Annotated in this window: 39 protein-coding genes; 17 read left to right on the forward strand and 22 right to left on the reverse strand. The window is 62.1% G+C overall.

Features of this window, described 5'->3' with window-relative positions:
* Window positions 1-7: 7 nt before the first annotated feature.
* From AC3FLX_RS19775 to AC3FLX_RS19845, 15 genes are all read right to left on the reverse strand, one after another.
* The gene (locus tag AC3FLX_RS19775; protein ID WP_488699004.1) at window positions 8-1,225 is read right to left on the reverse strand and encodes a phage portal protein; all 1,218 of its coding nucleotides are present in this window, start codon (window positions 1,223-1,225) and stop codon (window positions 8-10) included.
* The gene (locus AC3FLX_RS19780) at window positions 1,225-1,413 is read right to left on the reverse strand and encodes a hypothetical protein (protein WP_488699005.1); all 189 of its coding nucleotides are present in this window, start codon (window positions 1,411-1,413) and stop codon (window positions 1,225-1,227) included. Before AC3FLX_RS19780 ends, AC3FLX_RS19775 begins: the two co-directional genes overlap by 1 nt.
* Window positions 1,413-3,065: a terminase large subunit gene (locus AC3FLX_RS19785; RefSeq protein ID WP_488699006.1), complete on the reverse strand. Its 1,653-nt coding sequence runs from the start codon at window positions 3,063-3,065 to the stop codon at window positions 1,413-1,415. The genes AC3FLX_RS19780 and AC3FLX_RS19785 overlap by 1 nt, the downstream gene beginning before the upstream one ends.
* A gap of 2 nt (window positions 3,066-3,067) precedes the next feature.
* Window positions 3,068-3,547 (reverse strand): terminase small subunit, encoded by a 480-nt coding sequence (locus AC3FLX_RS19790; protein WP_488699007.1) that lies wholly within the window; start codon window positions 3,545-3,547, stop codon window positions 3,068-3,070.
* Between the two features lie 273 nt (window positions 3,548-3,820).
* Window positions 3,821-4,153, reverse strand: coding sequence for an HNH endonuclease (locus AC3FLX_RS19795; RefSeq protein ID WP_488699008.1), 333 nt, complete (start codon window positions 4,151-4,153; stop codon window positions 3,821-3,823).
* Between the two features lie 106 nt (window positions 4,154-4,259).
* Window positions 4,260-4,406 carry a hypothetical protein gene (locus tag AC3FLX_RS19800; protein ID WP_488699009.1) on the reverse strand — a complete coding sequence of 49 codons (147 nt, stop codon included), beginning with the start codon at window positions 4,404-4,406 and terminating at the stop codon, window positions 4,260-4,262.
* Between the two features lie 139 nt (window positions 4,407-4,545).
* Window positions 4,546-5,448: a hypothetical protein gene (locus tag AC3FLX_RS19805; protein ID WP_488699010.1), complete on the reverse strand. Its 903-nt coding sequence runs from the start codon at window positions 5,446-5,448 to the stop codon at window positions 4,546-4,548.
* 208 nt (window positions 5,449-5,656) lie between these two features.
* On the reverse strand, window positions 5,657-6,166 hold the full coding sequence (locus tag AC3FLX_RS19810; protein WP_488699011.1) for a Lar family restriction alleviation protein: 510 nt from the start codon (window positions 6,164-6,166) through the stop codon (window positions 5,657-5,659).
* The gene (locus AC3FLX_RS19815) at window positions 6,163-6,786 is read right to left on the reverse strand and encodes a DNA-binding protein (RefSeq protein ID WP_488699012.1); all 624 of its coding nucleotides are present in this window, start codon (window positions 6,784-6,786) and stop codon (window positions 6,163-6,165) included. Before AC3FLX_RS19815 ends, AC3FLX_RS19810 begins: the two co-directional genes overlap by 4 nt.
* A gap of 16 nt (window positions 6,787-6,802) precedes the next feature.
* Window positions 6,803-7,075, reverse strand: coding sequence for a hypothetical protein (locus AC3FLX_RS19820; protein ID WP_488699013.1), 273 nt, complete (start codon window positions 7,073-7,075; stop codon window positions 6,803-6,805).
* Window positions 7,072-7,647, reverse strand: coding sequence for a hypothetical protein (locus AC3FLX_RS19825; protein ID WP_488699014.1), 576 nt, complete (start codon window positions 7,645-7,647; stop codon window positions 7,072-7,074). Before AC3FLX_RS19825 ends, AC3FLX_RS19820 begins: the two co-directional genes overlap by 4 nt.
* 96 nt (window positions 7,648-7,743) lie before the next feature.
* On the reverse strand, window positions 7,744-8,229 hold the full coding sequence (locus AC3FLX_RS19830; RefSeq protein ID WP_488699015.1) for a hypothetical protein: 486 nt from the start codon (window positions 8,227-8,229) through the stop codon (window positions 7,744-7,746).
* On the reverse strand, window positions 8,226-8,585 hold the full coding sequence (locus AC3FLX_RS19835; RefSeq protein WP_488699178.1) for a DUF1064 domain-containing protein: 360 nt from the start codon (window positions 8,583-8,585) through the stop codon (window positions 8,226-8,228). The genes AC3FLX_RS19830 and AC3FLX_RS19835 overlap by 4 nt, the downstream gene beginning before the upstream one ends.
* Window positions 8,528-8,716 (reverse strand): DUF7696 family protein, encoded by a 189-nt coding sequence (locus AC3FLX_RS19840; RefSeq protein WP_488699016.1) that lies wholly within the window; start codon window positions 8,714-8,716, stop codon window positions 8,528-8,530. The genes AC3FLX_RS19835 and AC3FLX_RS19840 overlap by 58 nt, the downstream gene beginning before the upstream one ends.
* Window positions 8,717-8,731: 15 nt before the next feature.
* Window positions 8,732-9,733, reverse strand: coding sequence for a helix-turn-helix domain-containing protein (locus AC3FLX_RS19845; RefSeq protein WP_488699017.1), 1,002 nt, complete (start codon window positions 9,731-9,733; stop codon window positions 8,732-8,734).
* Window positions 9,734-9,795: 62 nt separating this feature from the next.
* Between AC3FLX_RS19845 and AC3FLX_RS19850 the strand changes: the two genes are divergently transcribed.
* Window positions 9,796-10,077 (forward strand): hypothetical protein, encoded by a 282-nt coding sequence (locus AC3FLX_RS19850; protein WP_488699018.1) that lies wholly within the window; start codon window positions 9,796-9,798, stop codon window positions 10,075-10,077.
* A gap of 20 nt (window positions 10,078-10,097) precedes the next feature.
* Here the strand turns inward: AC3FLX_RS19850 and AC3FLX_RS19855 are convergent, their stop codons facing one another.
* The 6 genes from AC3FLX_RS19855 to AC3FLX_RS19880 are packed head-to-tail and all read right to left on the reverse strand — an operon-like array spanning window position 10,098 to window position 11,748.
* Window positions 10,098-10,457 (reverse strand): nuclease domain-containing protein, encoded by a 360-nt coding sequence (locus AC3FLX_RS19855; protein ID WP_488699019.1) that lies wholly within the window; start codon window positions 10,455-10,457, stop codon window positions 10,098-10,100.
* The gene (locus AC3FLX_RS19860) at window positions 10,457-10,753 is read right to left on the reverse strand and encodes a hypothetical protein (protein ID WP_488699020.1); all 297 of its coding nucleotides are present in this window, start codon (window positions 10,751-10,753) and stop codon (window positions 10,457-10,459) included. Before AC3FLX_RS19860 ends, AC3FLX_RS19855 begins: the two co-directional genes overlap by 1 nt.
* Window positions 10,754-10,765: 12 nt before the next feature.
* A complete protein-coding gene (locus AC3FLX_RS19865) occupies window positions 10,766-10,936 on the reverse strand; it encodes a hypothetical protein (protein WP_488699021.1) in 171 nt (56 codons plus the stop codon).
* A gap of 16 nt (window positions 10,937-10,952) precedes the next feature.
* Window positions 10,953-11,162, reverse strand: coding sequence for a hypothetical protein (locus AC3FLX_RS19870; protein WP_488699022.1), 210 nt, complete (start codon window positions 11,160-11,162; stop codon window positions 10,953-10,955).
* A gap of 9 nt (window positions 11,163-11,171) precedes the next feature.
* Window positions 11,172-11,309: a hypothetical protein gene (locus tag AC3FLX_RS19875; protein ID WP_488699023.1), complete on the reverse strand. Its 138-nt coding sequence runs from the start codon at window positions 11,307-11,309 to the stop codon at window positions 11,172-11,174.
* Between the two features lie 43 nt (window positions 11,310-11,352).
* Window positions 11,353-11,748: an XRE family transcriptional regulator gene (locus AC3FLX_RS19880; RefSeq protein ID WP_488699024.1), complete on the reverse strand. Its 396-nt coding sequence runs from the start codon at window positions 11,746-11,748 to the stop codon at window positions 11,353-11,355.
* 163 nt (window positions 11,749-11,911) lie between these two features.
* Between AC3FLX_RS19880 and AC3FLX_RS19885 the strand changes: the two genes are divergently transcribed.
* The 16 genes from AC3FLX_RS19885 to AC3FLX_RS19960 all read left to right on the forward strand — a co-directional run bounded on the left by AC3FLX_RS19885 (window position 11,912) and on the right by AC3FLX_RS19960 (window position 21,960).
* Window positions 11,912-12,256 (forward strand): hypothetical protein, encoded by a 345-nt coding sequence (locus AC3FLX_RS19885; protein ID WP_488699025.1) that lies wholly within the window; start codon window positions 11,912-11,914, stop codon window positions 12,254-12,256.
* A 270-nt stretch (window positions 12,257-12,526) separates the two neighbouring features.
* Window positions 12,527-12,958, forward strand: a complete 432-nt coding sequence (locus tag AC3FLX_RS19890) for a helix-turn-helix domain-containing protein (RefSeq protein WP_488699026.1) — start codon at window positions 12,527-12,529, stop codon at window positions 12,956-12,958.
* Window positions 12,959-13,160: 202 nt separating this feature from the next.
* Window positions 13,161-13,376: a hypothetical protein gene (locus AC3FLX_RS19895; RefSeq protein WP_488699027.1), complete on the forward strand. Its 216-nt coding sequence runs from the start codon at window positions 13,161-13,163 to the stop codon at window positions 13,374-13,376.
* A 182-nt stretch (window positions 13,377-13,558) separates the two neighbouring features.
* Complete coding sequence (locus AC3FLX_RS19900; protein ID WP_488699028.1) at window positions 13,559-13,984, forward strand: hypothetical protein; 426 nt, start codon at window positions 13,559-13,561, stop codon at window positions 13,982-13,984.
* The gene (locus tag AC3FLX_RS19905; protein WP_488699029.1) at window positions 13,981-14,217 is read left to right on the forward strand and encodes a hypothetical protein; all 237 of its coding nucleotides are present in this window, start codon (window positions 13,981-13,983) and stop codon (window positions 14,215-14,217) included. Before AC3FLX_RS19900 ends, AC3FLX_RS19905 begins: the two co-directional genes overlap by 4 nt.
* A gap of 97 nt (window positions 14,218-14,314) precedes the next feature.
* Window positions 14,315-14,623 (forward strand): hypothetical protein, encoded by a 309-nt coding sequence (locus tag AC3FLX_RS19910; RefSeq protein ID WP_488699030.1) that lies wholly within the window; start codon window positions 14,315-14,317, stop codon window positions 14,621-14,623.
* 250 nt (window positions 14,624-14,873) lie between these two features.
* Window positions 14,874-15,971 carry a hypothetical protein gene (locus AC3FLX_RS19915; protein ID WP_488699031.1) on the forward strand — a complete coding sequence of 366 codons (1,098 nt, stop codon included), beginning with the start codon at window positions 14,874-14,876 and terminating at the stop codon, window positions 15,969-15,971.
* A gap of 12 nt (window positions 15,972-15,983) precedes the next feature.
* Window positions 15,984-16,298, forward strand: a complete 315-nt coding sequence (locus AC3FLX_RS19920) for a hypothetical protein (protein WP_488699032.1) — start codon at window positions 15,984-15,986, stop codon at window positions 16,296-16,298.
* 70 nt (window positions 16,299-16,368) lie between these two features.
* Window positions 16,369-16,725 carry an Lcl C-terminal domain-containing protein gene (locus AC3FLX_RS19925; protein WP_488699033.1) on the forward strand — a complete coding sequence of 119 codons (357 nt, stop codon included), beginning with the start codon at window positions 16,369-16,371 and terminating at the stop codon, window positions 16,723-16,725.
* A 30-nt stretch (window positions 16,726-16,755) separates the two neighbouring features.
* On the forward strand, window positions 16,756-17,217 hold the full coding sequence (locus tag AC3FLX_RS19930; protein WP_488699034.1) for an Lcl C-terminal domain-containing protein: 462 nt from the start codon (window positions 16,756-16,758) through the stop codon (window positions 17,215-17,217).
* A gap of 32 nt (window positions 17,218-17,249) precedes the next feature.
* On the forward strand, window positions 17,250-17,609 hold the full coding sequence (locus AC3FLX_RS19935; protein ID WP_488699035.1) for a four helix bundle protein: 360 nt from the start codon (window positions 17,250-17,252) through the stop codon (window positions 17,607-17,609).
* Window positions 17,602-18,960 carry an RNA-directed DNA polymerase gene (locus AC3FLX_RS19940; RefSeq protein WP_488699036.1) on the forward strand — a complete coding sequence of 453 codons (1,359 nt, stop codon included), beginning with the start codon at window positions 17,602-17,604 and terminating at the stop codon, window positions 18,958-18,960. The genes AC3FLX_RS19935 and AC3FLX_RS19940 overlap by 8 nt, the downstream gene beginning before the upstream one ends.
* A complete protein-coding gene (locus tag AC3FLX_RS19945; RefSeq protein WP_488699037.1) occupies window positions 18,957-19,259 on the forward strand; it encodes a hypothetical protein in 303 nt (100 codons plus the stop codon). The genes AC3FLX_RS19940 and AC3FLX_RS19945 overlap by 4 nt, the downstream gene beginning before the upstream one ends.
* Window positions 19,256-21,130 (forward strand): hypothetical protein, encoded by a 1,875-nt coding sequence (locus tag AC3FLX_RS19950; RefSeq protein WP_488699038.1) that lies wholly within the window; start codon window positions 19,256-19,258, stop codon window positions 21,128-21,130. Before AC3FLX_RS19945 ends, AC3FLX_RS19950 begins: the two co-directional genes overlap by 4 nt.
* Window positions 21,117-21,638, forward strand: coding sequence for a hypothetical protein (locus AC3FLX_RS19955; protein WP_488699039.1), 522 nt, complete (start codon window positions 21,117-21,119; stop codon window positions 21,636-21,638). The genes AC3FLX_RS19950 and AC3FLX_RS19955 overlap by 14 nt, the downstream gene beginning before the upstream one ends.
* 19 nt (window positions 21,639-21,657) lie before the next feature.
* Window positions 21,658-21,960 (forward strand): hypothetical protein, encoded by a 303-nt coding sequence (locus AC3FLX_RS19960; RefSeq protein WP_488699040.1) that lies wholly within the window; start codon window positions 21,658-21,660, stop codon window positions 21,958-21,960.
* On the opposite strand, the gene AC3FLX_RS19965 is transcribed toward AC3FLX_RS19960, so the two are convergent.
* A complete protein-coding gene (locus AC3FLX_RS19965) occupies window positions 21,957-22,979 on the reverse strand; it encodes a tyrosine-type recombinase/integrase (RefSeq protein WP_488699041.1) in 1,023 nt (340 codons plus the stop codon). The two genes, AC3FLX_RS19960 and AC3FLX_RS19965, sit on opposite strands and share 4 nt — an antisense overlap.
* Between the last annotated feature and the right edge of the window lie 91 nt (window positions 22,980-23,070).

A 23,070-nucleotide genomic window follows, 5' to 3' on the forward strand; every position in this document is an offset into this window, starting at 1 on the left:
TTCCCTCTTAGGGTGTGGGGGCAGCGGGCTTGTTGACGAGTGGCGGCAGATTCGCCGCATCACCGCCCATCGGGTCCAGGTCATCCAGCGCGCGCACTTCGTCTTGCGTCATCCAGGGCGGCGATCCACCTGACCCAAGCGCTTTGGCGTAGTAATCCGCGCGATCCTTGGCGGCCGCCGCCATCAGAGCGTTGACGGTGAATTTCGTGTAGAAGCCCTTCGCGCGTTCAGCGTCCGTCAGCAGGTTGATGTTTGCCGAGTCCTGGACCCGCTTGTACCAAGGACCAAGCGTGCGCACCTTATGCGCTGTCTCCATGACTTCGGCGCTGGCGTAGGTATTTGCCTTGTCACCGGTGTACCCGATGATGGTCGGCAGCACGCCGAAGAAGCGGCAAACCTCTTCAATTTCGAGGTTCCGCGTCTCGACATGCTGGGCGTCCATCCCCGTCATCGCCAGGGACATCCACTTCGCGCCGCGGTCCAACACCAGCGGCGCCCCAGTATTGCCTGCCGCCGCCTCCCGCTTGAGCCACGCGGTCAACTGCTTGTGCTGTTCGTCGTTCAGCGTCCCTTCCACCGAGTAGACGCCGGTCGGCCGCACCCCATTGGCGTGCAGGCTCGCATGACTTTCTTCCAGCGCCATTGACAGGCCTAGCGCCTCTCGGGCGATGTTGAGTACATCCAAACCAAGAAAGCCGTCCCAGCTCGGGCCTCGCACATGCCAGATCAAATCGGCGGCGATCTCAACTTCGCCACCTGACTTACCACGCACCTTGTAAGTGATGCTCCAATCCTCTTTCTGCTCTGCACGGACGCGCGCCGGGTCGAGCAAGATCATCTCGGCGACTCTTCCGCGATAGATGTTCTTGTAAGCGTAGGCATTGCCGAGACTGGCATGGATACCCAGGGTCTCCATGAACTCAAAAGCCGTCTGCCAGCCATTCGGCTTGGCCTTGAGTAGGTCATAGACAGGATGATCGCGGGCATCTCGCTTGCGTGTCAGTCCGGCCTCTTCGTAGCTCTGCATCAGGGCAAACGGCACCTGTGCCAAGCCCTGCGAGATCGCCCGCATGCAAGCAAACGCAGCCGATACGCGGAAGACCGTGTCGCGGCTGACGGATGGGCCAGCTTTCGACTTCGAACCAATCGACAGCAGCTCCAGCCAACGCTCATAGACGCCAGCACCCTTCTGTTCCGTCGCTACACCACGCGCCAGGAAACCCATTACTTGCTCCCTCGCGCCGCCAACCAACCAGCCGCCAACAGGAACAGGCCGGCCGACACGAACCCGGCAGGCCGATACACCATGCCAGCGCCATACGACACCGAGCCTGCGCCAGCGGCCATAAGCGCGTCAGGCAGCCAGCCCGCCGCCACTCGTGCGCCAGCTTTCAGTCGTTCGGTGATTCGCATCAGGAGGTTTCCCAAAATGATTTGCCAAGACCGGCAGGGTTCAGACTCATCAGATGGGCCGCATTCAGCAGCGCCATCAGCGGATCGATCTTGGCGGTGCCGCTGGCCTGCTTCGTGATCAGAATGCCGTTCGCGCGGGGCTCGATCTTCGCGTTGCCGACGCACCAGGCCATCAGCGGCCGCCCACCGTGCAAGAACGTGCCTTCGGCGAGCTTCCGCTCGACCGTTTTGATGGTCCCGCCCAGCTTCCAGCCCTGCGAAATGCCAATCAGCAGTTCGGCAGGGATGCCGGCGGCAACCAGATCCTCGTCGAAATTGACGCCGCTCGGGTCCACGCCAATCTTGTCGAGCAGGCCGCTGGCGTAGACCTGGACCACGATCGAGCACAAATCGTCGATGTCGTCGCCCATCTGGCTGACAATCACCAGGTCGCCGTCACGCTCGAAATCCAAGAACCGCGGCGCCTCCGACTTCCGGCGTTCAAGCACCGATGGATGCGCCCACGCTCTCCCCCAATGCAGCCAGTTCCCGGTACCACGCTCGCGCCCAATCACCGCGAGGCCAAGCAAGTCATCTAGGCCGCCGCCATCAATTCCGATGGCAACAACCTCGCACCGCTCCAGAAGCTCATCGAGCGACAGCCGCGGCGCTCCCCGGTCTGGCCAGAAGTTGGCGCCGGCCCATCGGTCTGAGCGCAGGTTTAAGCCGATCTCGACATTCAGATGCTTCGCCAGGAACTGCTGGAACGTCCCATCCGTCTTGCCCCGGACTTTCCGGAGCTGGTCCTCAAGCCACTCAGCGCTGACCGACCGACCAATGTTCGGGTTCGTGACGTAGAAGTTGGCCGGGTCCAGATAGTCCTTGGCCTCCAGCATGGCCGCCGGCCACTCGTACAGCACGCCCAGCGACTTGCGATCGGCGACCTTGCCGTCGCGGACATCGCGGAAGTAATTCAGCTTTTCCTTGAAGACGCCGGCCGGCGAGTCATCGCTTTGCGTCGTGAGGTAGATCACCCACCCCTCATCGCGCGACACCTGGCCACCAGTGGCCTCCATGAACATCGCCTCGGCGTTGGCCTTCTTGCCAAAGAGCCAGTGCTCGTCCACCAGGATCCGGCCGGACTTCTTGCCAGACACGGTGTCAGTGTCGGCAGCCACGACTTTCAGCGAGGCACGCGACACCCGGTGCGTGATAGTGCGCACGTGATCCTGAATATGGAACAGCGTCGATAGCTCCTCGTCAGCCCGGATCATGCCGGCCGCCGGCTTGAAACTGTTGTCAGCGACCTCCTTAGTCGGCGCCAGGATCAGGTGCTCCTCTTCCTCGCGCCAGCACAGGATCACCGCAGTCAGCATGATGCCGGCCGCGATCGTCGACTTCGTGTTCTTCTTGCTGATCAGGAGGTAGAACTCCCGGATCAGCTGTTTGCCCGTCTCCGCGTCATAGGCACCGAAAATCGCCGCGACGAAGTCGAACACCCATTGTTCGCCGCACTCTCCGAAGGTCGGTTTTCCCGGCAGGTCGACAACCCGCAATTCCTTGAAGATGGCCAGTGCACGTCCGGCCTCCTCCTTGAAAATCGGCGGCGGAATGATCGACCGCCGCTCTACCAGCCTGGACTCCCAGTCAGCGCAAGCGGTCGTCCATTCCATATTCACACCTTCTTGCCGCCGGCGGCGACCAGCTTAGGCGGCGCCGCCGGCGCGAACCTGCCGGCCACTTTCTTGGCCTCCGCGTCGCGCTGCTCCTTCTTGCCGCCCTCGCCCTTCGGGGCGTGCTGGTACTTGGCGACCGTCGTAGCCGCAGCAACCTGGAGTCGAGGCTCGTACATCGGGTCGTTGTAGACGCCAATCAAAAATTCCAGCGCATCCCTGTTGTTGCTGGGCGGCGTGGTCTTGCCAGCCGCGGCTGCAGCCCTCTTCAACTCAGCGTCAACGGGCGCCGGCGGTTCGGCCCTTTTCTTGGGACGCTTCTTCCGGTCCAGATAGGCCAGCACATCCGGATCCTTCGCTAGGCGCGAGCCAGCCGACCCGGCAGACGCCACGCTGTAACCAGCGGCGATCGCGGCGTCCTTGTTGGACATGCCCTTGCCCGTGGCCTCGGCAAACTTCTGCTTCTTGCCGGTCAAAGCCATGTGAAAGCCCGCTCAAGGCGGTCCAAAAGTTAAACATCGCGCAGGACGTTTACCGTTTGCGCTCAATGATTTGCGGCTAGTTCTTAACGCGGCTGCCGTGTTAAGCCCATTAACAAATTCCGTGGGAGGGGAAATTTTCTGCGCGTGAGAGAACGTGTGGTTTCCGGCCAAAAAGGCCCCAAAGATCACACACCCCCCTCCTCTCGCTATGTTTGTGCACTACGCAGCGCTTTTTAGGCCGCATGAGAGTCGCATGACGCACATTCGGCGAGGCTAGCGCCCTTTGTGACCGAGGTCATGGGCCGTCTTGCGAGCGTGGCAACCATGAGGCCCTGAGCACAGCACCTGACAGTTCGCATCGGTGTCAGCGCCACCCTGGTGGAGCGGCACCCTGTGGTCGAGTTCAAAGCCGGCTGGGTATTCGGTGACGCGACCACAGTGGGCGCACGCTGGGTCATTGGTCCACACGCGCAGCCGCCGGCTCTGCAGCCTGCGCCCCGTCATGCGCTGCTCGCTCTGCGTCGGCGCGATCTGCCTGGCGTTGCCCTGCGCCATCGCGAGCCTATTGCCAAGCATGGCCAGCTTCGCTCGCTTTGTGGTGGGCATGGGCCGCTCCAGCAATCAACGCATGGAAAAAGAAACGGGTACGGCGGCCAGCGGCCGGCATACCCAAACCCGAGGCAACTACGGGAGGAGACAGACGTTACGGAGATCAGCGGGTGACCGCGAGCCAGCACGCGCGGATGTGGGACCGATAGAGGAAGTGGTAGAAGCCAGCTTCCTTGGCGAGCTGCGCCTGGGTCTTGCCGCTGTACGTCACGCAAGCCTTTACGAACCAACGGATGAACAGCTTCTTCATGGCAATCTCCAATGCAAAAAGCCCGCTGGCTTTCGCTCGGCGGGCTTTAGAGGCAATTCTGCGGTGTATCAGAATGAGGCCTATTTTCGACACAAAATGTCGAAAGGTCAAGGAGGAGTTGCAAATCGGCCCCAAAAAATCACGCAACCAGTCTCGGTTGACCGTCTTTCGCAGCCTCGTCCAGAATCGCTTCAGCATCCCGGAACTGGTCAAACCCATGCCTCATGCTGCGAATAATGGATCTCAGCTCCTTCACGGTGGTGTCGGCCTGCGCCAGCGCGATCATGTCGTGCAACTTCGAGGCCATGACATAGACGCCAGCATCTGGATCCATCCCAACCACCTTCGCCAGATCGACCAGCATCTTTGAGCACTGCTCCTCGGTGTGCTTGCGCGCCACCCGGCGATTCTCCTCGATCCGCTCAAGCTCCCGTTCCAGCGCCGCGGATTGGGTGGCAATTCGCGTCTTTAAGTTGGCCAAGTGGTGAGTCGTCTGATTCCTGTGGTCCTGGATTGCGGAGGCCACCACCTCACCGAACTCGGCCCTGATCTTCTGGATCGTTCGATATTCGTTCAGCGACCGGAGGGAATGCTCCTTCGCGATCTCCTGCCGTTGGATGTCGCGGCGCGAGCCATCGATGAGCAGTTTCATCCAGGCGTCGCGCGGCAACGTCTCGCATTTGATCAGGGCCGGCTTCTTCAGCGACCGCCATCCATCCGGGCCGCGGACCATGAGCCCAGCGCCGGCCGGGATGTCTTCCTTCTTGAGCAGACCGACCGGGCACGCGAACACCACGCCGGCGGCGAACTTCAGGTAATCGGTGTACTTCCCTTTGGTCACGTCCGCGCGGAAGTCCGACATGGAAACCTTGCATTCGTAGGCGATCGGCTGGAACCGGCTGTACGAGGTCGGGATTGCGTACACATCGGGCCGGCTGCTGCCGGACGGACCAAGCTGCATGTCAGTCCAAACCATGCGATCGGTGTTACCGCGTAGGTGAGAGGCTAGGTCCTCGGCGAGATCGTCGTGTTTCCAGTTCATGCCTTCCCTCCAAGAATCGCCATCAGCGCATGAGGCCGCAAGCACTTTGAGGGAAACTGGGCAGTGCCACCATCCCACCGGACGGCGCGATCGCCGTTCGCCTCCACGGCCACTACCTCCATGACTGGAGATCCGCTGTTCAGCACGCAGGTATCGCCTACATTGAAGCGATGATCACGGTCAGGACGCCACACCAGTCGTAGCGTGCTCATGCCTTCTGCTCCCCGCTGCGCTTCATGGCGGCATCGATTACCTCGTCCAGCTCAGCGCCCCACGGCATTTCACCCGTTCCGTTCTCGAACAGCACGCGCTGTGACTCCTCGGTGAACTCCCGGACGAACCGATACCGTGCCGCATCGCGCCTGTCGTCGCCAAACCTGGCCATTTCTCGGTAGTGATGGGCGTTCACCGCGCAGAGGTGGGCATAGAGCTGCTCGGCATAGTCCATGTCGCTGATGCATTCGCTGCGCTTGGGGCAGGTCAGTCGCGCGCCTTCCTCTATCCAGTGGTTCATGTCGCCTGCGGACGCTTCGTGGCGAAGCGCCGACGGCAAGAAAAGGCGCCGATTCCAGATCGCAATAGCGTTCGCGGCGGTCAGGCTCCACGGCGCGTGCGCGCCGCAGCCGTCGCACAGGCCTCCATGCAAATCATGAGGGGTCGACCATATCCTGACGTTGTCGCTTCCGCAGAACGGGCACGGCAGAAGTTCTTGGCTCATGCCGCCACCTCCATCCCCACAAATCCACGGTCGCGCAGCTGTTCGTCCGCCCGCTGCAGGGCCACCGCCTGGGCGCCCACCGCCCCGTTCACGCCCTTCGTTCCCCGGAAGTACGCCATCAGCTTCTGGTGGTGCGCCGAGACGGTCTGTCTGTGGATGTCGCACTCCTGCGCCAGCCGCTCGATCGTCTTCTTCTTCCCGTGGATGTCCCGATGCGCACCGAAATGCCGCTCCACCAGCATCCGTCTTAGCTTGTAGCCAACCAGGTGGCCGGCGAACAGGTAGGTGGTGTGCTCCGTCAGGTAGATGACCGCGTCCGCCCACTCCACGTTCGGGCGGTTGCCAGAGCAGCACGCCCTGGTGCAGTCGCACGGCAGTTCGACGGGCGCAAACTGGGCAATCAGCAGCGACCGATCGAGTTCGCTGATTGCCTTCAGCTCCGCCCGGATCATCCCCGCCTGGGCAGCGCCATCCACCCCGACCAGCCCCTTGCCGGTACCGACGTTGCCTCCCCGCATTGCCCGCGCCATCGGCGTCGGGCTGTACTGCTGCGTCGAGTACGAGAACGCAAAGCGCAAGGCGCTGTCCACGCTGTTGAATAGGATCTCGGTCTCGTTCATCTGTCTGGCTCCCCGGTTATCTGCTGTATTGGTTCTGTTGTCTTGCGCCCTGCTGCCACCGCATCCACGGCAGGCGGAATGCAGCGTGGAATTCCGCCTCTGCCTTCGCCACGTGGTCTAGGTCCGCCCGGGAGGTGATGTCGCAACGCTCCAGGATGCGGGCCTTGGCGTCGTCTGCCGTCTCGCACGGCCGCCCCGTCCGCACCGCCAACATCCGGCGGAATTCGGGGTTGTTGCAGAGCATTGCGGCCAGCCTGGCCAACGCGCCGCCCTTCCGCTGTTCCGTCATGCCGCCACCCCCATGCCGTACATCGCTCGGATGATTTCGTGCTGCGGTGCGCCGATGACGCGCGGCGCTGGTCCGATCCTCCGCTGGACCCGCAGGCTCGGCGCAGGTACCAGGGGCTTGACCGTCGCTGCCAACGCCCGCAACTCATGGCGGCGCCTCGCCCTTTTCGACGGCTCTGGACGCTCGGCATCCGTTCCGCAAACCGGAAGCCACAGCGGTCGGTGGGGGCCACGCCACGGTGGTGGTGCGTACGAAACGATATGGGCTAGACCACGGCCACGGCGCAGGCGAAGCAGGTGTTCGACGGTGTTGTATTTGGCGCCTGTCGCGTCGGCCAACTCGCGCACCGACCGAGCCACGCCGTCCGCGCACAGCGAAACGATGGCCACCCATAGCGGGTTCTGGTCGCCACGCAACGGAGTCGGCGCGATACCGAGGAACTTAGCGCGCATCTGAATGGCCGAGCGGGTGCGGTCCAGTTGCGCCGCCATTTCGATCGATCTCTCTCCCGCGGCGTACATCTTGGTCAGCCTGGCGTCATCCTCAGCCGTCCATCTTCTGACCGTTTTCATCTCACCATCCCCCCCCCCACAGAATCGAAATCGAAATGCCGGCCATCACCAGGACGCCGTATGCCAGGCAAATGTCAGCGGTGCTCATGGCTTCCCTCAGTCAAAGTTGCTGGACGAACTGCCGCTGTCCGACGATGAATAGCTGTCCGAGGACGAGCTCGACCCGCTATCCCAGTTTCCAGAGGCTCCGCCGCCATCGAACGATCCACCGCCACTGGCAGGTGCATCCCAATGCGAGCAGCTGGCCGGGGCTGGTACGTCAGCTCGGGAGGTCAGGAGCATCGTGGCCAGCAGCAGGGAAGTGCCGTCATCGCTCGACGACTGAGTCGACTCGATCACCGAAGCCCGGCGCGGGACAGATGCAAGCGCTTGAGCCCGGCTGCTAGGGGCGAATTGCTCAGAAGCACACTCTCCCACCAGACCGGCTTTCGACGCGCTGACCACGCCACCAGTCGCATACGGCCGGCGAGAAGCGACCACTGGCGGCATCGGCGGCGGTGGCATCTTCACGGACGGCAGCTGAACGCTCTCCGGCTTCGACTTCCCGAACAGCCGAAAAAAGAAATTGCGAATCGCTTTCATTTGGTCTCCTTGATCTGCAAACCCATAGCTGCCATCAGGTGGCGTTTGATCCGGTACGCCTCGGTCACCACCCCTTTCACATCCTCGATCGTCTTCACCGTGGCGCCACGCTCCACGTAGGTGAAATCCGCCACGTACTTCAGCGGTGGCCGCTTCCGGCCGCCGATCACCACCGCGGGCGAGAGGATGAATTCGACCTGGCGCTGCAGCTGCTGGATCAAGCCCGCCCGCTGCATGATCAGGAGGTGGTGGTACCGCTCCATCTCGCGCTGGCTGTCGAACGTCTCTTCGCCTACCGTCACCCGTTTGTTGCCGTACTTACTCGGCTTGCGCGGCGGTGTGCCCGCATGTCCGATGCCAGTTGCACCGCCGCTGGCCGCCCCCGGTACTTCTCCACCTTGACCAGATACGCCGTCACCTGATCGTCCGGCTTTCCCGCCAGCCACCGCACCTCGCACTCGTGCCGCCAGGCCTCGTCCGTTCGCATACCGCCCCCACATACTCATGCCGCACCTCTCTGCTGATCCGCCGAGCGCTGGGCCAACTGCTGCTGCGACACGGGCTTTTCGCCCATGAAGTAGGCGAACACGCGCTCATACTCGAATTCGTTCATCCGCGACGCTGCGGCGAGTTCTCGCTCCACCCACGGCCCCGGTCCGGCCGCCTTGAACACGCGGAACATGTACCGGCGGGCGTTCTCGGTGCCGTCGTACGGCAAACCCAGACTGGCACCCATCTGGCGGGTGGCTTCTGCGCTTTCCCACCAGGTGCCCGTCGGCGCCGTACCGGTACCAGCCTGCGCCGGCGCGCCGCCGGCCGATGCCTGGCGCAGCGGGAACAAACCCGTCCAGCCCCGCAGGACGCTCTCGTTGATCACGGCCACCGGATCGTGACCCTCACCCTGCAGCCTGCCCAACACGGCAATCGACAGCTCGGCAGCACGTTGGGTGAACGGGGCCTTCATGGCTTTGCGATGGGCTAGCCAGTCGCCCCATGTAGCCTGAGGAAGCCAATCGGGAAGTTCGACACACACACTCGCGCGCTTGCCGCGCGTTTGCGTTCCCTTAGTTCCTTTAGTTCCTTTAGTTCCTTTTGTTCCGTGTCCCGTTTTTGGGACTGTTTGCCGCCGTTTTTGGGACTGTTTGCCGCCGTTTTTGGTACCGTTAGAATACGTTTTCGGAACTGTTCCGTTTTCGGAACTGTTCCGTTTTTCCTCGCCTTCGGAGGCGGCGATCTCAATCATGTTCAGCTGGTACACCGGGATCTGCCCGGTGCTGCCGGTTCGGTCGCCCGTATCGGAGATAAAGCCCAGCTCTTGCAGCTTCTGAATCGCCGTGATGATGGTCTTTCGGTCCATCTCGGTTGCGTCAGCGATGTACGCGACCGAGGTGTAGATGCGGTTGAGCGGCGGCGTCGTGCAGTTAGCCAGCAGCATGAGGACATGCTTGGTCGACGAGCGCCCAACCTTCTGCTTCAATGCCCAGGTGATTGCCTCAACGCTCATTGGCAGGCCCTCCGTGAGGACCGTGCGACAATGTGCCCCCCATCCACCGAGAGGAACCTCCGATGAAAGTCAGCAGCAAGCATGCCGAAATCGAAGCCGTTGCCTACGCCGGGCGTGTTACCAGCCTGACCATTGACGAGGCACCCCATTCCTCCGCTCTCGGGGAGAATTTGATACGCGTGACAATGCAGATCACGCGGGGTCAGATCGCCGAACAAGCGTGCCACCTCAGTGTTTCGTTCACCATGTGCGGGGAAAACCGGACGCTGGAAGAGATCCAGGCCGCCGCGTTTGACCATGCCGCCAAGCTTCTGCAGTACAGCAAACCGCTCGACCGGAGTTAGTCCTCTTTGAGTCACGGCGTTCAAGCGGCCTCCTCGATGCGCGCCGCGGGCACGCCGTACATCTTCAGACGGTATGCCGCCCACCGGTCGTAGGCCTCATCCCACGCCAGGCGCTTCTGTTCCTTCGTGTAGCGGCCGCCCTGGTCGAGTTCTGCGTGGCACCAGAAGCAGCCGGGCACCGTCATGCGGTCGTCCGCCTTGATGCCCTTCCCCTTGCCGTGCTTGAGTTGATTGCTGTGTGCGGGCACCACGGTGTCCGGGTTGTTCCGGCAAATGCCCGGGAAGCGGAGATAGCACTGCTGGCCGTGACACAGGAGGTCCGGGTGCAGCAGCGGGTTGACGCGGACGGCCTTGCCGTTCGCAATGACGACGACCACCATCAGAACAGCGCCCCCTGCGGATGCGGGCGGCGGACCGGCTTGATCGTGCGTCCGGTGATACGGCAGGCCCGGGCCGGGGCACGCTCCAGCTCGCCCAGTTCCTCGCGTAGCTCATTGACGCGGCCGCTCACGATGTTGACCGGCAGACCGGTCAGCTCGCACAGCTCCTGCAGCGAGTAGTCCGCCGGCCACGGCTGGATCACCAGCATGATCTGGCGCTGTCTCGTGCCGATCGTGCCGTCCTTCTTGATGTCCCGGTACGTCCGGATGCTGGTGTGCGCGACTTGTGTGTGCATGCCCTCTCTCCCCTACACCTGCTGTCTGGTCGGCTTGTACTTCTCGCCCATGAACCCGTCTGTCCACTCGATCCGAGCGTCCATGCCGAGCAAATACGGGTTGTCCTCTACGCGGCAGCCCTGACGGAATGCCTCTGCGCCCTGCTCGCGCACCGTGGCGCGGCTCACAACGTGGTCGATCATTCCGATTGCCTTGTGATCAGCCATGAAACGCTTCCAGGCAGTCTGAGTTTTTGGGGGTGAAGGCGTAGCTGCATGCGCGAGCCACATGCTCCGACCAGCCTCGCCCCCACTGGCGCCCGAATCGGACGAGCGGACCGCTTGCCAGCGGATTTGCGGTGAACGGCACACCGATGCGCGCCGCTTCCCACCCCGCCCGAAAGGCCGCCCGCTCGAACAGTCGTTGCATCGATTTCCCCTAGTGCTTCACCGACTGCTCGGCCTTGAGTCCGAGGTAGCCCGTGACGGTGAATGCCTCGTCCAATTGCGGATCCTTCTTGGCCATCTCCTGCAGCTCTCGGATCGCGCGTTGCTTGTCGTCTCCGTACTTCTTCATTGCTGCCCGGACCGCACTCCTGGCGATCCGCAGCGCCACCCCTTCATCCATGAATCCTCGCTGCGATCTCTTCCATCAGAGTCAACATCGCTCGGCGAGCCAGGTACTGGCTGATTGCCCGGTTGCCAAGGACACGTTCCACATCCGCGATCTTTTCCGCCGGTAGGTCGCGCCGCGGTTTCCCGTTCGCATTCACCTTCTCCCGGTGGAAGTAGTCGCTTGAGTGCGATGGGTACAGGTCGGCCATTGCCGCAAGGATCTGCTTCGTCAGCCCCTGGTTCGCCCGGTGTTCCCAGGCAAGCGCACACGCATCGCGGAACGTCTTGCACTCCGCAATCAGGTGGGGCAACAGAAACGGGCTTTGCGCGCCCGATTGCTGCTCGCTGACTGGCTGCAAGCCAGTACTGGGGCCGCATTCAAGCTGGTTCGCTGTCCGCATCGTTCTTGTCCTTATAGAAAGATTTCATCGGTTCCACGGTTGAATCCACAGTTGCGCGGAGCCGAAAATTTTTTGCCAGGTGATCACTTCGCCCGGCCCGGCAGAAGCTTCTACCGGCAAAACACAGACACATCTGCATAGAGGCAATGACACACTCGACCGCATGTACACCTACGCCGAACGCCTTCGCTGGGCCATGCAACAGACAGATCCGCCGACCTCTCGGCGCGCTCTGGCTGTGCGTGTCGGCATTGAGTACCAATCCATCCAGTACCTCGCTGACCCAAATCGCAACGCGACCGGCAGCCGCCACACCGAAGCCATCGCACGCGCCCTCGGCGTTTCCGCGCAATGGCTCGCTACTGGAAAAGGCAAACCCCACAAGGGGCGACGCCCTCCCGTCGATCAGCGCCCGGCACTTCATGACTGCATCCGGGACGTGCGCGAACTGCTCGCGCGACTGGAACGCATCGCACAAGCACTGGAAGACGGCCAGAGCGGGAACTAGTGCCCCGCTACGGGCTGAGGATCAACACCGAGCAGATCGGCCGGCAGATGACGTCGGGCGATTGCAGCGACAACACGATCAGCAAGCCGCTTGGGCAGTTGATCCGGCCACTGCGAATACGCCTGCGGCGAAATGCCGATGGCACTCGCTGCTGCTGACGTCGTGCCCCCTAAGAGCTCGGTTGCTTTGGACTTTTCCATGCGATGGATTTAAGCATTCTTAAATCGAAAATGCAACCATGATCCGCATTCATGTAAGTATGCTTTCGCCATGAAGACCACCACCTACGGCGATCGGCTCGAGGAAGCTATCCGGTTATCCGGCAAGGACAGGCAGCACCTTGCCGATGCAATCGGCGTCACTGTGCAGGCCATCTCGCTGGTCATTAGCGGCAAAACAAAGGCGCTCAACGCCGAAAATTCCGCCCGCGCGGCCAGACTCACCGGCGTTGACACGTTCTGGCTTGCTACGGGGGAAGGTGACCCAACGGGTACAGTGATGCCGGCGGATCATTGGCCCTTCCGTGCCACCTTCAAGCAGTACGATCGCCTCACCGATCTTCAGAAAAAGTCGCTCGACGTCATCGTTTCCGAGTTCATCGGATCGAGCCTGGCAGACCAGGACGACTGGGGAGCACCCAAGGCCCGCGGTCTCATCGCCCCCACTGCTCCGGCCCCCGGCAAGCGTGCAAAGCACGGCTAGCCCGACCTTACCTGCCGCCCCAATGAAGCCCGCCACTTGGCGGGTTTTTCGTTTCCATCTTCCGGCAAATCTTTCTGCCGCCCATTCAGCAGACCCCGCTGCATCCGACCAATTGGGGGTGTAGCCGCCACTCCAAACGCGTTAAAGCATTGTGCTCATCTGATCACCGCCGGGTACATGGCGGGCAGCGGAGAACAGCCCAATGGGTGATGTACTGGATTTGCTTGCGTTCAGGGAAAGGAAGGGTCAGAAGCGCAGTGGAGGGGGTGATGACACAGGACATCAAAACGACACAATCGTCATCAAAAGGCTGCCGACCGGCGAAATCGCATACGCGCTGAACGGAATTTTCACAACCTCTCGCCGGCTGTCGGCCCAGGCGATGACCAAGGTACTAGACCGAGTGCTGGAGGACTGACGAGCCAACCACCTTAAGCCTTCTTGCCTTTTTAATTTAAGTATGCTTAACTTCCTCCCGTGCAATCACTCTTCGCAGGAGACACGGGATGGAACTGCTCGTACCTATCGGAATCATGGTCTGGACGCTCGGGGTGCTGTTCTTCTGGGCGGTTGTTCATGGCGGTAGCAAGGGTTGATGCCATGACCAAGCACCTCACCCACGAACAGATCCTGGCATTGCCGCTCTCCCAACAGGGCGCGGCAATGGCGGAATACAAGCTCCGCGCCCGCCAGGCTGAACTCAAGGCTATGGCCCCGGCAATGCTGCTCCTCGATGCGGAGCACGCCGCCATCAAGGCCGCCGGCTACACCATCTACGCCGATGCTCTTTCGCCCGCGTTCCGCGAGAAGCTGACCCTCCACGTCATGGGCTCGCTCTTCGATGGCGACGTGCGGCTCTTCAAGGCACTGCTGAAGGCGGGCTTCGTAGTCAGCGAGCGCGATGAAACCAGTGCTCAAACGGCGACGATCCACTTCAAGAAGGGCCGCCTTCGCCTGCGCATGTATATGGCGCCGAAAGACCTGGCGCGCGCCGAAGCTCCGGCTGAAGTCAAGGAGGCAGCATGACGCCCGCCCAAGCCGCCCACCACCAGGCGGATCTGGCCAACCTCGACGCGGAGATGCTGCGCGAGCTGCAGCTGGCCCACAAGATCATGAGCCGCTGCCTCTCGATCATGTCCGTCAACCAGATGCGCGTGCTGGCAGAGCGCTGCGGCCACGATGGTCTGAGCGGCGCCGCCGACATTACACGCAACAGCGAGCGTGCCGCCCTGATCAACAAAGCCGGGGGCGCAGCATGAACCGCTACGCACTCGTCGTCGCCCTCCTCCTCTACGTCATCCTGCCGATAGTTGCGTTCCTCGGGATGCTGATCGCAAAGGCCATCGGGAGCGCAGCATGACCGCCAAGCACACCCCCGGCCCCTGGCACCGCAATATCCGCCCGGCAGCCAAGTACCCCGTCGTCTGGTCGGGCCGCAACAAGCATGTGCTGGTCATCAAGACCATCGGTCTGACCGAGGAAGAGATCGAGGCAAACATCAATCTGGTGGTCAGTTCGCCGGATCTGCTCGACGCGCTCCAGGCAGAGGAAGAGTGGCGGGCCCGCGAAGCCGCTGGCGCAATTGATCCGGAGTGGGACTGCGAGGTCATGGTTGCCACCAAGCGGCGTGCCGCAATCGCCAAAGCAACCGGAGGCGCCGCGTGAAGCTCCTCCGCGCCATCGCCTTCTGGGTCGGTACCGCCATCGGCGTTATCGCCCTCTCCGGCCTCTATGCCGCGCTCAACCCTGAAGCGCCCACCGCTACCCCTATCTGGAGGCAGTCATGAATCCCGACATCACTTGGGAGGAATACGTGCGCGCCCGCCGCGCCGAAGGCTTCAAGGTCACAGGCCGCTGGATCAACGGCGCACCCGTCCTCGTCCGCCTCCACTGACCAACCACCACGGATACAAAGATGTTCTCCATTACTGGAAAAGCACTGGGCGACGCTTTTAAGGCCGCCAACCTGGCGGTGCTGCCGAAGTCGCCGTTGCCCGCCTTCACCCATGTCCGCGTCGCCGGCAGAGCTGACACTGGGGGCATCCGCTTGATCGGTTCCTCAGGCTACCTGACGGTCACTGCGAGCGCCGAAGCGAGCGTCGACGAGGATGTCGACCTCTGCCTGCCTGCCGACAAGCTGAACGCCATCTGCAGCCTTGGGGCAGCCTCCATCACCTTCACCAGCGATAAGGGCAAGATCGTCGCCCGCGCAGGCCGCACTCGCATGAGTGTACCGACCCTGCCTGGCGACATTTTCCCGATGCCGAAGTTGGATGGTGAGCCGGAAGCCGTGTTCGATGCGCCAGACCTTACCGGCAAGATCGGCACCGTGTCGTTTGCCATCGCCGCGCAAGGTCGCATTGATAAGCCGATTCTTCGCAATCTCTGGATCGAGTGCGATGGCGAGTCTGCTCACCTGGTCGGCTGCGATGGCCTCACGATGGCCACCAACGTGGTCCCCGTAACGCCGGCCGCTTTCGGCGCGAGCGTGCCGAAGTTTGGCGTCGCCATTCCCGACGCGTCCGCATCGATCCTCGCCAGCATCGGCGCGGACCATTTCGAGGTCTACAAGGGACACCTACTGGCCAGTAATGCACACGTCCAGGTGATTTGCACCCTGGCGCCAGGCAAGTACATCGACTGGAAGCGCCTCCTCCCCAACCCGAACCAGTTCGTCACCTTCAGCCGCGACGACTTGGTAAAGGTGTGCCCGCTGCACCGGACCTTCGATAGCGTCGACGGAATTATCCGGATGGAGCAGGACGGGAATTACTGCTCTCTGACGATCTCCAGCGAGGCGCACTCCGTCGAGGCGGATCTGGAGCTCAAGGAAGTAGCGATGGAATCCCATCTCGACGCATCTTTCGTCGGGTCCCAACTGATGCGGCTCCTTGGGCAAGTGAAGACCGAGGACGTGTCCCTCTCGTGGGTGCAGCCAGAAAACGGCCCGCCACCCTCCTACCTCCTGCAGGACGGCTCGTGGCGCGGCCTGCTCCAACCGATGCGCATGTAACTGGAGTTCATCATGACCATTGACGAGATCAAGCGCAAGGCCGCCAGAGCGGCACGCAAGGGCGATGTCCAGACGATGGACAACCTCGAACTGGAATATATCAAGCGCGCCGTGCGACTGACGGTCGAGAGCCAGGAAGACCCTGGCGAGCGCGCCCAGATCATTGCCAGCCCTACCCACCTGTTCCGCGGCGCCGGCCCGAATGGCGAGACCCGCGTGCGATGGGTTCGCTTCGATGGCGTGATTGTCCACTCGGACATCAACGGCCACCAGGTGGATCAGCTCGACGACACGCCCACCCTCTTCCCTCTCGAAGAGGCGGCCTGACCAACCGGGGAAAGCGGCACGGCCGGTCCCCGGCCCAACGCAGTACCTACGCAACTCAATAGGACTAAGCATGCAGCAAATCAAAATCCCACCGCTCGCCGAAGGCGAGGTCTACCTCTGCGGCCTCGTCGATGCGAATGGAGATGTGATGCACACAATCCTGCTGCCCGGCGAAACCCGCGCGACGTGGAAGGACGCACTCGAATGGGCCAAGAGCGTTGGCGGCGATCTTCCGACGCGCACCGAACAGGCAGTCGCTTACGCAAAGCACCGCGACCAGTTCGAGCAAGCCGCTTACTGGTCGAACGAGGAGGATGCCGACGATCCCGGCTGGGCCTGGTCTCAGACCTTCTTCCACGGCACCCAGGACAGCTTCCACCAGCGCTCCGAGCTTCGCGCTCGCGCCGTCCGCAGATTGCCCATTTAACCCTTAATCCATTCCTCTGGAGCGCATCACATGATCACGCTTGAACAGATCGAGTCCGCACATTCGCGCGTAGCAGCAATGATCGAGGCCTTCCGCAAGCAGCCGCTGCCCACGGAGTACTCCGTCGCCGGCGTGAAGATCCCGCTCGCACCAGGCGAGCGCTACGCAGGCCTCGCGCTCGGCGAAGAAGGTCAGCCGGACTATCACCTCATCCTGCTGCCCGGCGAGGCTGAGAGCGTCAGCTGGAAGGACGCCTGCATATGGGCTGGCGACCGCGATGCCTCGCTTCCCACGCGCCGCGAGCAGTCGCTCCTGTTCGCCAACCTGAAGGGCGAGTTCGAATCGGCCTGGTACTGGTCCGGCGAGGAGCATGAGGAAAACGACGGCTGGGCCTGGTGTCAGGACTTCGGCGACGGCAGCCAGGGCAACTGCCTCCAGAGCGACGAGCTTCGCGCTCGCGCCGTCCGCAGATTCATTCCTTCAGTAATTTAACCATTTAATCCATCGTGGCTCTGCACACTCAATTGCCGATCTATCGCGCCGCAGAAGAGCTGCTGGATGTCGTGACTGATGTCGTCACGAACATGCAACGGGACTTCAAGCGCACGATCGGCGAGAAGATCAGCACGGAGTGCACCGAGATCATCGTGCTCGTGTATCGCACCAATGTTGCCGAAGACAAGTCTCAGCACCTGACGGAGCTTATCGAGCGCCTGCAGGTGATCAACCCTCTCCTTCGACTCGGCTTCAACAAGCGGAAGATCGACAGCCGCTCATACGCCCGAGCGGTCGAGCTGACAACGAGCATCGGGAAGCAGGCCACTGCATGGAGAAAGTCCGCAATCAATCGCCCGCTCCGTGGAGGTCAAGGCTTTCATGGCTGAGCGATCTTTCAATCTGGTCATGCCGCTGGCTCACGAGGCCACCGACAGGCGCATCACGGATACCTCCGGTAGTTTCCGGGCAGCGTCCGGCGCAGTTTCCCAGTCGAGCAATCGGCCGGGCGACGTGGATAGCATGATGGATACGGCTGGGCCTGGTATCAGAACTTCAACAACGGCAACCAGAACAACAACCACCAGAACAACGAGCTTCGCGCTCGCGCCGTCCGCAGATTGGAACGAAAGCGCCCCCTTCTCGTTTTACGAACTGCTCGAAGCCTACATCGACTGCCGCCGCACAAAGCGAAACAGCGCCAGCGCGTTGGCTTTCGAGGTCAATCTGGAGTGCAACCTGCGAACCCTGTACGACGAGCTCACCGACGGCACCTATACACCCGGCCGGTCGAAGTGCTTCGTCATCACGCGGCCAAAGGCACGCGAGGTATGGGCCGCAGAGTTCCGCGATCGCATCGTGCATCACTTGCTGTACAAGAAGATCGGCCCACGTTTCGAACGGTCGTTCATCGCCGATTCCTGCGCCTGCATCAAAGGGCGCGGCACGCTGTACGCCGCTCAGCGCCTGGAAGCAAAGGTTCGCAGCATCACGCAAAACTGGTCGCAGCCCGCGTTCTACTTGAAATGCGATCTGGCGAATTTCTTCGTCAGCATCGACAAAGGCGTTCTGCTGCAGCTGCTGCGCGCGAAGATTCCCGAGCCATTCTGGCGATCGTTGACGGAACTCGTGCTGATGCACGATCCACGGGCCGATTTTGCCTACCTCGGCGATCGTTCGATGATGTCTCTCGTTCCGCCGCACAAGAAGCTCATGGAGCAACCGGCTTCCTTCGGGCTGCCCATCGGCAACCTGAGCAGTCAGTTCTTCGCAAACGTGTACCTCAACGAGCTGGATCAGTTCGTGAAACACGAGCTGCGCTGCCGGCACTACATCCGGTACGTGGATGACTTCGTGCTGCTGCACGAGTCGCCTCAGTGGCTGAACGCCGCGCTGGCGCGTATCAACGACTTTCTGCCGCGCCAGCTGCATGCTCGCCTTAATCCGTCAAAGACGATCCTGCAGACCGTTTCCCGCGGCGTCGACTTCGTTGGCCAAGTGGTTCGCCCCTGGGCGCGGCACACCCGTCGCCGGACGCTGAATGTTGGCGCCCAACGGCTGGCACAGATGCCGGCCTGCGATGTCTACGCCGCCGCCAATAGTTACCTCGGCATCGCCAGGCAGGCAACGGCCAGCCATGCGGACCGTGCGCGACTGGCCAAGCTAATCCGCAGTCGCGGTCACGCCGTCGACTTCGGACTCACCAAAGCGTATCGCAAGGCGGAAGGAAGGTCGTCATGACACTTCTCGCCTTTGCCATCACCGCCCATGTCGCGCTTCTGGCAGCAATGGCCTGGGGCGCGCATCAAACCTACCGCTGGATGCAGCGGATCGCAGAAGGAGAACGCCCGATGGGAATCGTCAGCACCGCGACGATGATCGACCGTCTGACGCGGCAGATCGATACGCGCTTGCTCCGCATGGACGAGATCAGCTTCGTCCGTGACCTCAAAGAGAAGACCAAGACCTGCCGCATCGTAGACCTGACCGCCGACGAGGTGGAGAGGCTGGATGCTATTCACGGGAGATTGTTCCAATGACACTCGCCGACCTTCGTAAGTGGGCTGCCGACGACTTTCTCGCCGCCACACACCAGAGTATGGGGCAGTACCGCACCGCCCTGCTGCGCGCCATAGACGAAACCATCGCCGCCCCCTCGCTCCCAGCGGGGGATGGGCTAGATCAATTTGTAAAGGCATGGCCCGAAATCCGTTCGGAACTGCCATCGCATCAGCGCGCGAACTATTCGGCAGGCGATATTGAACGCGCAGAATATGATGCCGCGCTTGCGGGATTCCTCGCCGCCCCTCGCCAGCCTGAGGAAGTAGAAAACCGCGCCATCACGGCATTGATCGAAAAGATCGAAGACATGGATTTTCAGTGCGAGGGAGGCCCTTTGCACAACTGCATCAATTGGCAAAAGCTGCGTGCGTTGGTTTGCTGCCAGCCAGGGGAAGTCGCAGCATGGCTTGATGATGGAACCTTGCGCGCTGGCAGCGAGGCTACGGCGCATCGGGTCGTGACCGACGAACAAAAACGAGGAATGCACGCAAGCACGGCGGCAGCCTTCACGACGCCACTGTACCGCCAGCCTAGGGAAGTGGGCGCGGGGGTGCAGTGTGACGGAACGGTCGGCGCCTGTAGTAACGAGTGCAGCGAGCCATGCTCGCCAGCATCGGCCCTGACCGAGGCGCAGCAAGGCTTTGCGGGCGATTCACGCAAAATCGACCACCGTCGCGCATCGGCGCAGCAGGATGAGCGCCTGTCATTGCGTACTGTGGCGAATCTTGCCTATAACGCGTTGCACGAGTGCAAGCCGCTGAAGGGTGCTGAGCAGCAGGTCAGCGATGCAATCCAGGCTCTTCACGAAGCTCTGAAAGACATAGCATATTCGACGTCTCTTACTGCAACACCTAAACAGTTCGCGGACCATTTGCAACGTACGGCGCGAGAAGCACTTAATGCGGTAGGAGAGGCGCAGAAGGTGTCGGAAGAGATCATTTGCGCAATCCAGCGTTATGGGGACGCTCGCGCGGACAACGGTGATAGCGCCGCTGCAATTGGGGACGTGATCCGACTGCTACGCCGCCCCCAGCAGGTACGACCAGCCCAGGATGAGCGCGAGGCGGCCATTGACCAGCGGATTGTTCGGGCTATTAGACTCGCGCGGACCGCCATGAACATGTGGGAAAACGGTTATGGCTTCGATACACATGGTTTTTCAAGAGAAGCGCAACGCTGCATTGATGCTGCCGACTCTTTAATCTCCGCTGGAATGCAGCCCCCAGAGACGCAGCAGGATGAGCGCGAGGTGTGCCAGATCACGTCGATGATCGCCCGCATCCGGATACTGGAACGCGACCGCGATGCATTTGCGAAGCACGCAAAGCTGGTTGAGCACAAGGTGATTACCTGCGGCGTGGCGGCTCGGCACCCGGACGCTAACCTCTCGCGGACCGGCATGTACGGCAGCAAGTGGAATAGCCCGCAGGCAGAAGAAGTGCGCAAGCTCCGGGACGAACGCGACGCGCTACGCCGCGAACTGGAGAGCGCCAGCCAGCCTGGGGGCGGGGAGGCACGATTCATCAGCGAAGACGATTTCGCCATGCTGTTCAATTTCAAGAATCAGTGCGATGACTTCGATGCGGACGGCTATACCAACTCGAAAGCGGAGATGAAGCGGCTTGCAGAGCTGGGCGTCGTGCAATCGCTGGGCTTTGGACGATATGGCATGACGTCGTTCGGCGAATGGATCGTGGAGACGGTATTCCACCAGAACCCTAGCCTACCGCTGCGCACGACCGCCGAATGGAACGCCATCAACGCCAAGCGCGCCGCCCCGTCTGCGGGGAATGGCGGGGCGGAGGGGGATGCGGCACCGACGACAGGCCATAGCCATGAACATCCCTGACGACCTCAACCTCTACTCGTCCGCCCACGGTCACGGTGCCAACGGCCTGGCCTTCTACCGCTATGCCGATCAGGATGGCTTTGGCGTTCACCTGGATGCGCGCCGCGAGTCGTTTGGCAAACCCTTCGTCAACTCGTTCTGGCTGGAGGCGCTCCCCGAGCAGCGCTTTTCGACCATGCCCGCCCTGCAGCTGGCCGCCGAGGCGCTGACGGACGACCAGGTGGCCATCGAGCGCGCGAAGTATCCGCAGATCCGCAACGCGCGCCCGGTGGGCGAACGCAAATACCAGAACAAGTGCCACGTCTGCCGGCGCTCCGAGGCCAAGCCTGGGGCCGTGATCGTCCACCTGGCCAAGAACTGGAATCCCGCAGTCGACCGCTATGTCGAGCTTTGCGACACCCACGGGAGCCTTGCCGACAATCCCGCCGCGCTGGACGCGGCACTCGAAGCCGAATTGGCAGAACGGAAGGCTCGCGCTGCCGCGCAGGGCCTCCCGTGGATGATGTAACGCAGGAATGGAGTGAGAAATGAGCGAACAAGAACTACTCGACCGCATCATTGAAGAACTGGACAAGCGAATCCGTCCGATGGCCCACATCCCGCTTGAGGCGCAGCTGTGGTCGACGAAAGAGATCGGCGAATACCTGCAGCGGCCCGCCAAGGTCGTGCGCGAGCGCGTGGTGAACGTGCCCGGCTTCCCGGTACCGATCCGCCTTCCAAACCCGGGCAGCCTCGGCAAGGCTCAGCCGCGCTGGAAGGCGATCGAGGTCATCAAGTGGGTGGAGTCGTACCAGGGCGGCAAGATGGGCCGCCCTCGCAAGCCGGACTAGCCCAGCCGCAGCGCCAGCTCGGCGGCGGACTCGTTGTAGTAGGTCCGCAGCTCGCTGAGGTTCGTGTGCCCGGTCATCCGGGCCAGCGCGAGCACGTCGAGCTTCGTCGAGAGCCTGGTGATGGCTTCATGGCGGGTATCGTGAAATGTCAGGTCGGCAATGCCGGCCTTTTTCTTTGCCTTCCGGAACAGGGCATCCCGGCTGGCGGCCGGCAACGCAAACAGCGGCTTGCCGTCGTCCACTTCCGGCAGCATCTTGAGCAGCTCGATGGCGCGCGTGGAGAGAGGCACGTCCCGGGCACCGCCGTTCTTGGTCATCGGAAGATGGGCGACGCGCCGCTCCAGGTCGACCGTGTGGGAGGTCAGGCCCAGCAGCTCGCCAGAGCGCATGGCCGTTTCGATGGCCAACAGAAACGCCACCGCCACCCGCTGAGACGACAAGGCGACAGGGTGACCCTCGTAGTAGCCCAGGGCCAGGGTCATGTCCTCGATCTCCTTGTCGGAGATGCGCCGGTCGCGCGGCGGCGAGTCAGGCGGCCGCCGGACGTTTTTCATGGGGTTGTGTGTCAGCCAGCCCCATTCCTCATGCGCCACTTTGAAGGCGTGAGAAATCAGGGACATTTCGCGCGAAACCGAAGCGCCGGCGATACCCGGCTGCTCGTCCGTCCCCCGCTGCCTGACGTCGCGCCAGGCGGCAATGTGGGCTGGCTGGAGGTCCGCCAGCTTGATGTCTCCGAACTTCCGCCCCAGGACGACAATGTCGCCAATGAGGTCCAGCCGGATGACCTCCCACCGCTCGCCCTTCTTGGCCGGGCTCACCTTCTCGGCGTAGGTCTTCAGCACGTCGCGCACGGTGTGGGTCTTGCTCCCCGTCCCGCCGCTGATCGAACGCAGTTCAGTCTCGCGCTGGGAGGCCCAAGCTTGGGCCTCCGCCTTGGTATCGAGGTTCTTCGAGTCGCGCGTGCCCTGCACATAGACCTCGGCGCGCCAGCCATTCTTGACCTTCCGGAAGGAAGCCATGCGTAACCTCAGCGTAAATTCGGCGTAATGATGCGTAGTTTAGTGAGGTTTTGTGCGGAATTTCAAGGGGTCTGGAGAGCCACACGGCGGG

It is taken from the genome of Cupriavidus sp. 291-E7, assembly GCF_057798835.1.

Excerpts from the sequence above, each read along its gene's own strand:
- AC3FLX_RS19805 (WP_488699010.1), bottom strand. The coding sequence starts at position 5,448 with ATGAACTGGAAACACGACGATCTCGCCGAGGACCTAGCCTCTCACCTA.
- AC3FLX_RS19905 (WP_488699029.1), top strand. The coding sequence starts at position 13,981 with ATGACGCCCGCCCAAGCCGCCCACCACCAGGCGGATCTGGCCAACCTC.
- AC3FLX_RS19815 (WP_488699012.1), bottom strand. The coding sequence starts at position 6,786 with ATGAACGAGACCGAGATCCTATTCAACAGCGTGGACAGCGCCTTGCGC.
- AC3FLX_RS19860 (WP_488699020.1), bottom strand. The coding sequence starts at position 10,753 with ATGCACACACAAGTCGCGCACACCAGCATCCGGACGTACCGGGACATC.
- AC3FLX_RS19825 (WP_488699014.1), bottom strand. The coding sequence starts at position 7,647 with ATGAAAACGGTCAGAAGATGGACGGCTGAGGATGACGCCAGGCTGACC.
- AC3FLX_RS19920 (WP_488699032.1), top strand. The coding sequence starts at position 15,984 with ATGACCATTGACGAGATCAAGCGCAAGGCCGCCAGAGCGGCACGCAAG.
- AC3FLX_RS19960 (WP_488699040.1), top strand. The coding sequence starts at position 21,658 with ATGAGCGAACAAGAACTACTCGACCGCATCATTGAAGAACTGGACAAG.
- AC3FLX_RS19875 (WP_488699023.1), bottom strand. The coding sequence starts at position 11,309 with ATGAAGAAGTACGGAGACGACAAGCAACGCGCGATCCGAGAGCTGCAG.
- AC3FLX_RS19840 (WP_488699016.1), bottom strand. The coding sequence starts at position 8,716 with ATGCGAACGGACGAGGCCTGGCGGCACGAGTGCGAGGTGCGGTGGCTG.
- AC3FLX_RS19870 (WP_488699022.1), bottom strand. The coding sequence starts at position 11,162 with ATGCAACGACTGTTCGAGCGGGCGGCCTTTCGGGCGGGGTGGGAAGCG.
- AC3FLX_RS19910 (WP_488699030.1), top strand. The coding sequence starts at position 14,315 with ATGACCGCCAAGCACACCCCCGGCCCCTGGCACCGCAATATCCGCCCG.
- AC3FLX_RS19965 (WP_488699041.1), bottom strand. The coding sequence starts at position 22,979 with ATGGCTTCCTTCCGGAAGGTCAAGAATGGCTGGCGCGCCGAGGTCTAT.
- AC3FLX_RS19795 (WP_488699008.1), bottom strand. The coding sequence starts at position 4,153 with ATGCCCACCACAAAGCGAGCGAAGCTGGCCATGCTTGGCAATAGGCTC.
- AC3FLX_RS19945 (WP_488699037.1), top strand. The coding sequence starts at position 18,957 with ATGACACTTCTCGCCTTTGCCATCACCGCCCATGTCGCGCTTCTGGCA.
- AC3FLX_RS19820 (WP_488699013.1), bottom strand. The coding sequence starts at position 7,075 with ATGACGGAACAGCGGAAGGGCGGCGCGTTGGCCAGGCTGGCCGCAATG.
- AC3FLX_RS19895 (WP_488699027.1), top strand. The coding sequence starts at position 13,161 with ATGGGTGATGTACTGGATTTGCTTGCGTTCAGGGAAAGGAAGGGTCAG.
- AC3FLX_RS19930 (WP_488699034.1), top strand. The coding sequence starts at position 16,756 with ATGATCACGCTTGAACAGATCGAGTCCGCACATTCGCGCGTAGCAGCA.
- AC3FLX_RS19865 (WP_488699021.1), bottom strand. The coding sequence starts at position 10,936 with ATGATCGACCACGTTGTGAGCCGCGCCACGGTGCGCGAGCAGGGCGCA.
- AC3FLX_RS19880 (WP_488699024.1), bottom strand. The coding sequence starts at position 11,748 with ATGCGGACAGCGAACCAGCTTGAATGCGGCCCCAGTACTGGCTTGCAG.
- AC3FLX_RS19915 (WP_488699031.1), top strand. The coding sequence starts at position 14,874 with ATGTTCTCCATTACTGGAAAAGCACTGGGCGACGCTTTTAAGGCCGCC.
- AC3FLX_RS19925 (WP_488699033.1), top strand. The coding sequence starts at position 16,369 with ATGCAGCAAATCAAAATCCCACCGCTCGCCGAAGGCGAGGTCTACCTC.
- AC3FLX_RS19785 (WP_488699006.1), bottom strand. The coding sequence starts at position 3,065 with ATGGAATGGACGACCGCTTGCGCTGACTGGGAGTCCAGGCTGGTAGAG.
- AC3FLX_RS19810 (WP_488699011.1), bottom strand. The coding sequence starts at position 6,166 with ATGAGCCAAGAACTTCTGCCGTGCCCGTTCTGCGGAAGCGACAACGTC.
- AC3FLX_RS19800 (WP_488699009.1), bottom strand. The coding sequence starts at position 4,406 with ATGAAGAAGCTGTTCATCCGTTGGTTCGTAAAGGCTTGCGTGACGTAC.
- AC3FLX_RS19950 (WP_488699038.1), top strand. The coding sequence starts at position 19,256 with ATGACACTCGCCGACCTTCGTAAGTGGGCTGCCGACGACTTTCTCGCC.
- AC3FLX_RS19780 (WP_488699005.1), bottom strand. The coding sequence starts at position 1,413 with ATGCGAATCACCGAACGACTGAAAGCTGGCGCACGAGTGGCGGCGGGC.
- AC3FLX_RS19955 (WP_488699039.1), top strand. The coding sequence starts at position 21,117 with ATGAACATCCCTGACGACCTCAACCTCTACTCGTCCGCCCACGGTCAC.
- AC3FLX_RS19830 (WP_488699015.1), bottom strand. The coding sequence starts at position 8,229 with ATGAAAGCGATTCGCAATTTCTTTTTTCGGCTGTTCGGGAAGTCGAAG.
- AC3FLX_RS19850 (WP_488699018.1), top strand. The coding sequence starts at position 9,796 with ATGAAAGTCAGCAGCAAGCATGCCGAAATCGAAGCCGTTGCCTACGCC.
- AC3FLX_RS19855 (WP_488699019.1), bottom strand. The coding sequence starts at position 10,457 with ATGGTGGTCGTCGTCATTGCGAACGGCAAGGCCGTCCGCGTCAACCCG.
- AC3FLX_RS19900 (WP_488699028.1), top strand. The coding sequence starts at position 13,559 with ATGACCAAGCACCTCACCCACGAACAGATCCTGGCATTGCCGCTCTCC.
- AC3FLX_RS19940 (WP_488699036.1), top strand. The coding sequence starts at position 17,602 with ATGGCTGAGCGATCTTTCAATCTGGTCATGCCGCTGGCTCACGAGGCC.
- AC3FLX_RS19845 (WP_488699017.1), bottom strand. The coding sequence starts at position 9,733 with ATGAGCGTTGAGGCAATCACCTGGGCATTGAAGCAGAAGGTTGGGCGC.
- AC3FLX_RS19890 (WP_488699026.1), top strand. The coding sequence starts at position 12,527 with ATGAAGACCACCACCTACGGCGATCGGCTCGAGGAAGCTATCCGGTTA.
- AC3FLX_RS19885 (WP_488699025.1), top strand. The coding sequence starts at position 11,912 with ATGTACACCTACGCCGAACGCCTTCGCTGGGCCATGCAACAGACAGAT.
- AC3FLX_RS19790 (WP_488699007.1), bottom strand. The coding sequence starts at position 3,547 with ATGGCTTTGACCGGCAAGAAGCAGAAGTTTGCCGAGGCCACGGGCAAG.
- AC3FLX_RS19775 (WP_488699004.1), bottom strand. The coding sequence starts at position 1,225 with ATGGGTTTCCTGGCGCGTGGTGTAGCGACGGAACAGAAGGGTGCTGGC.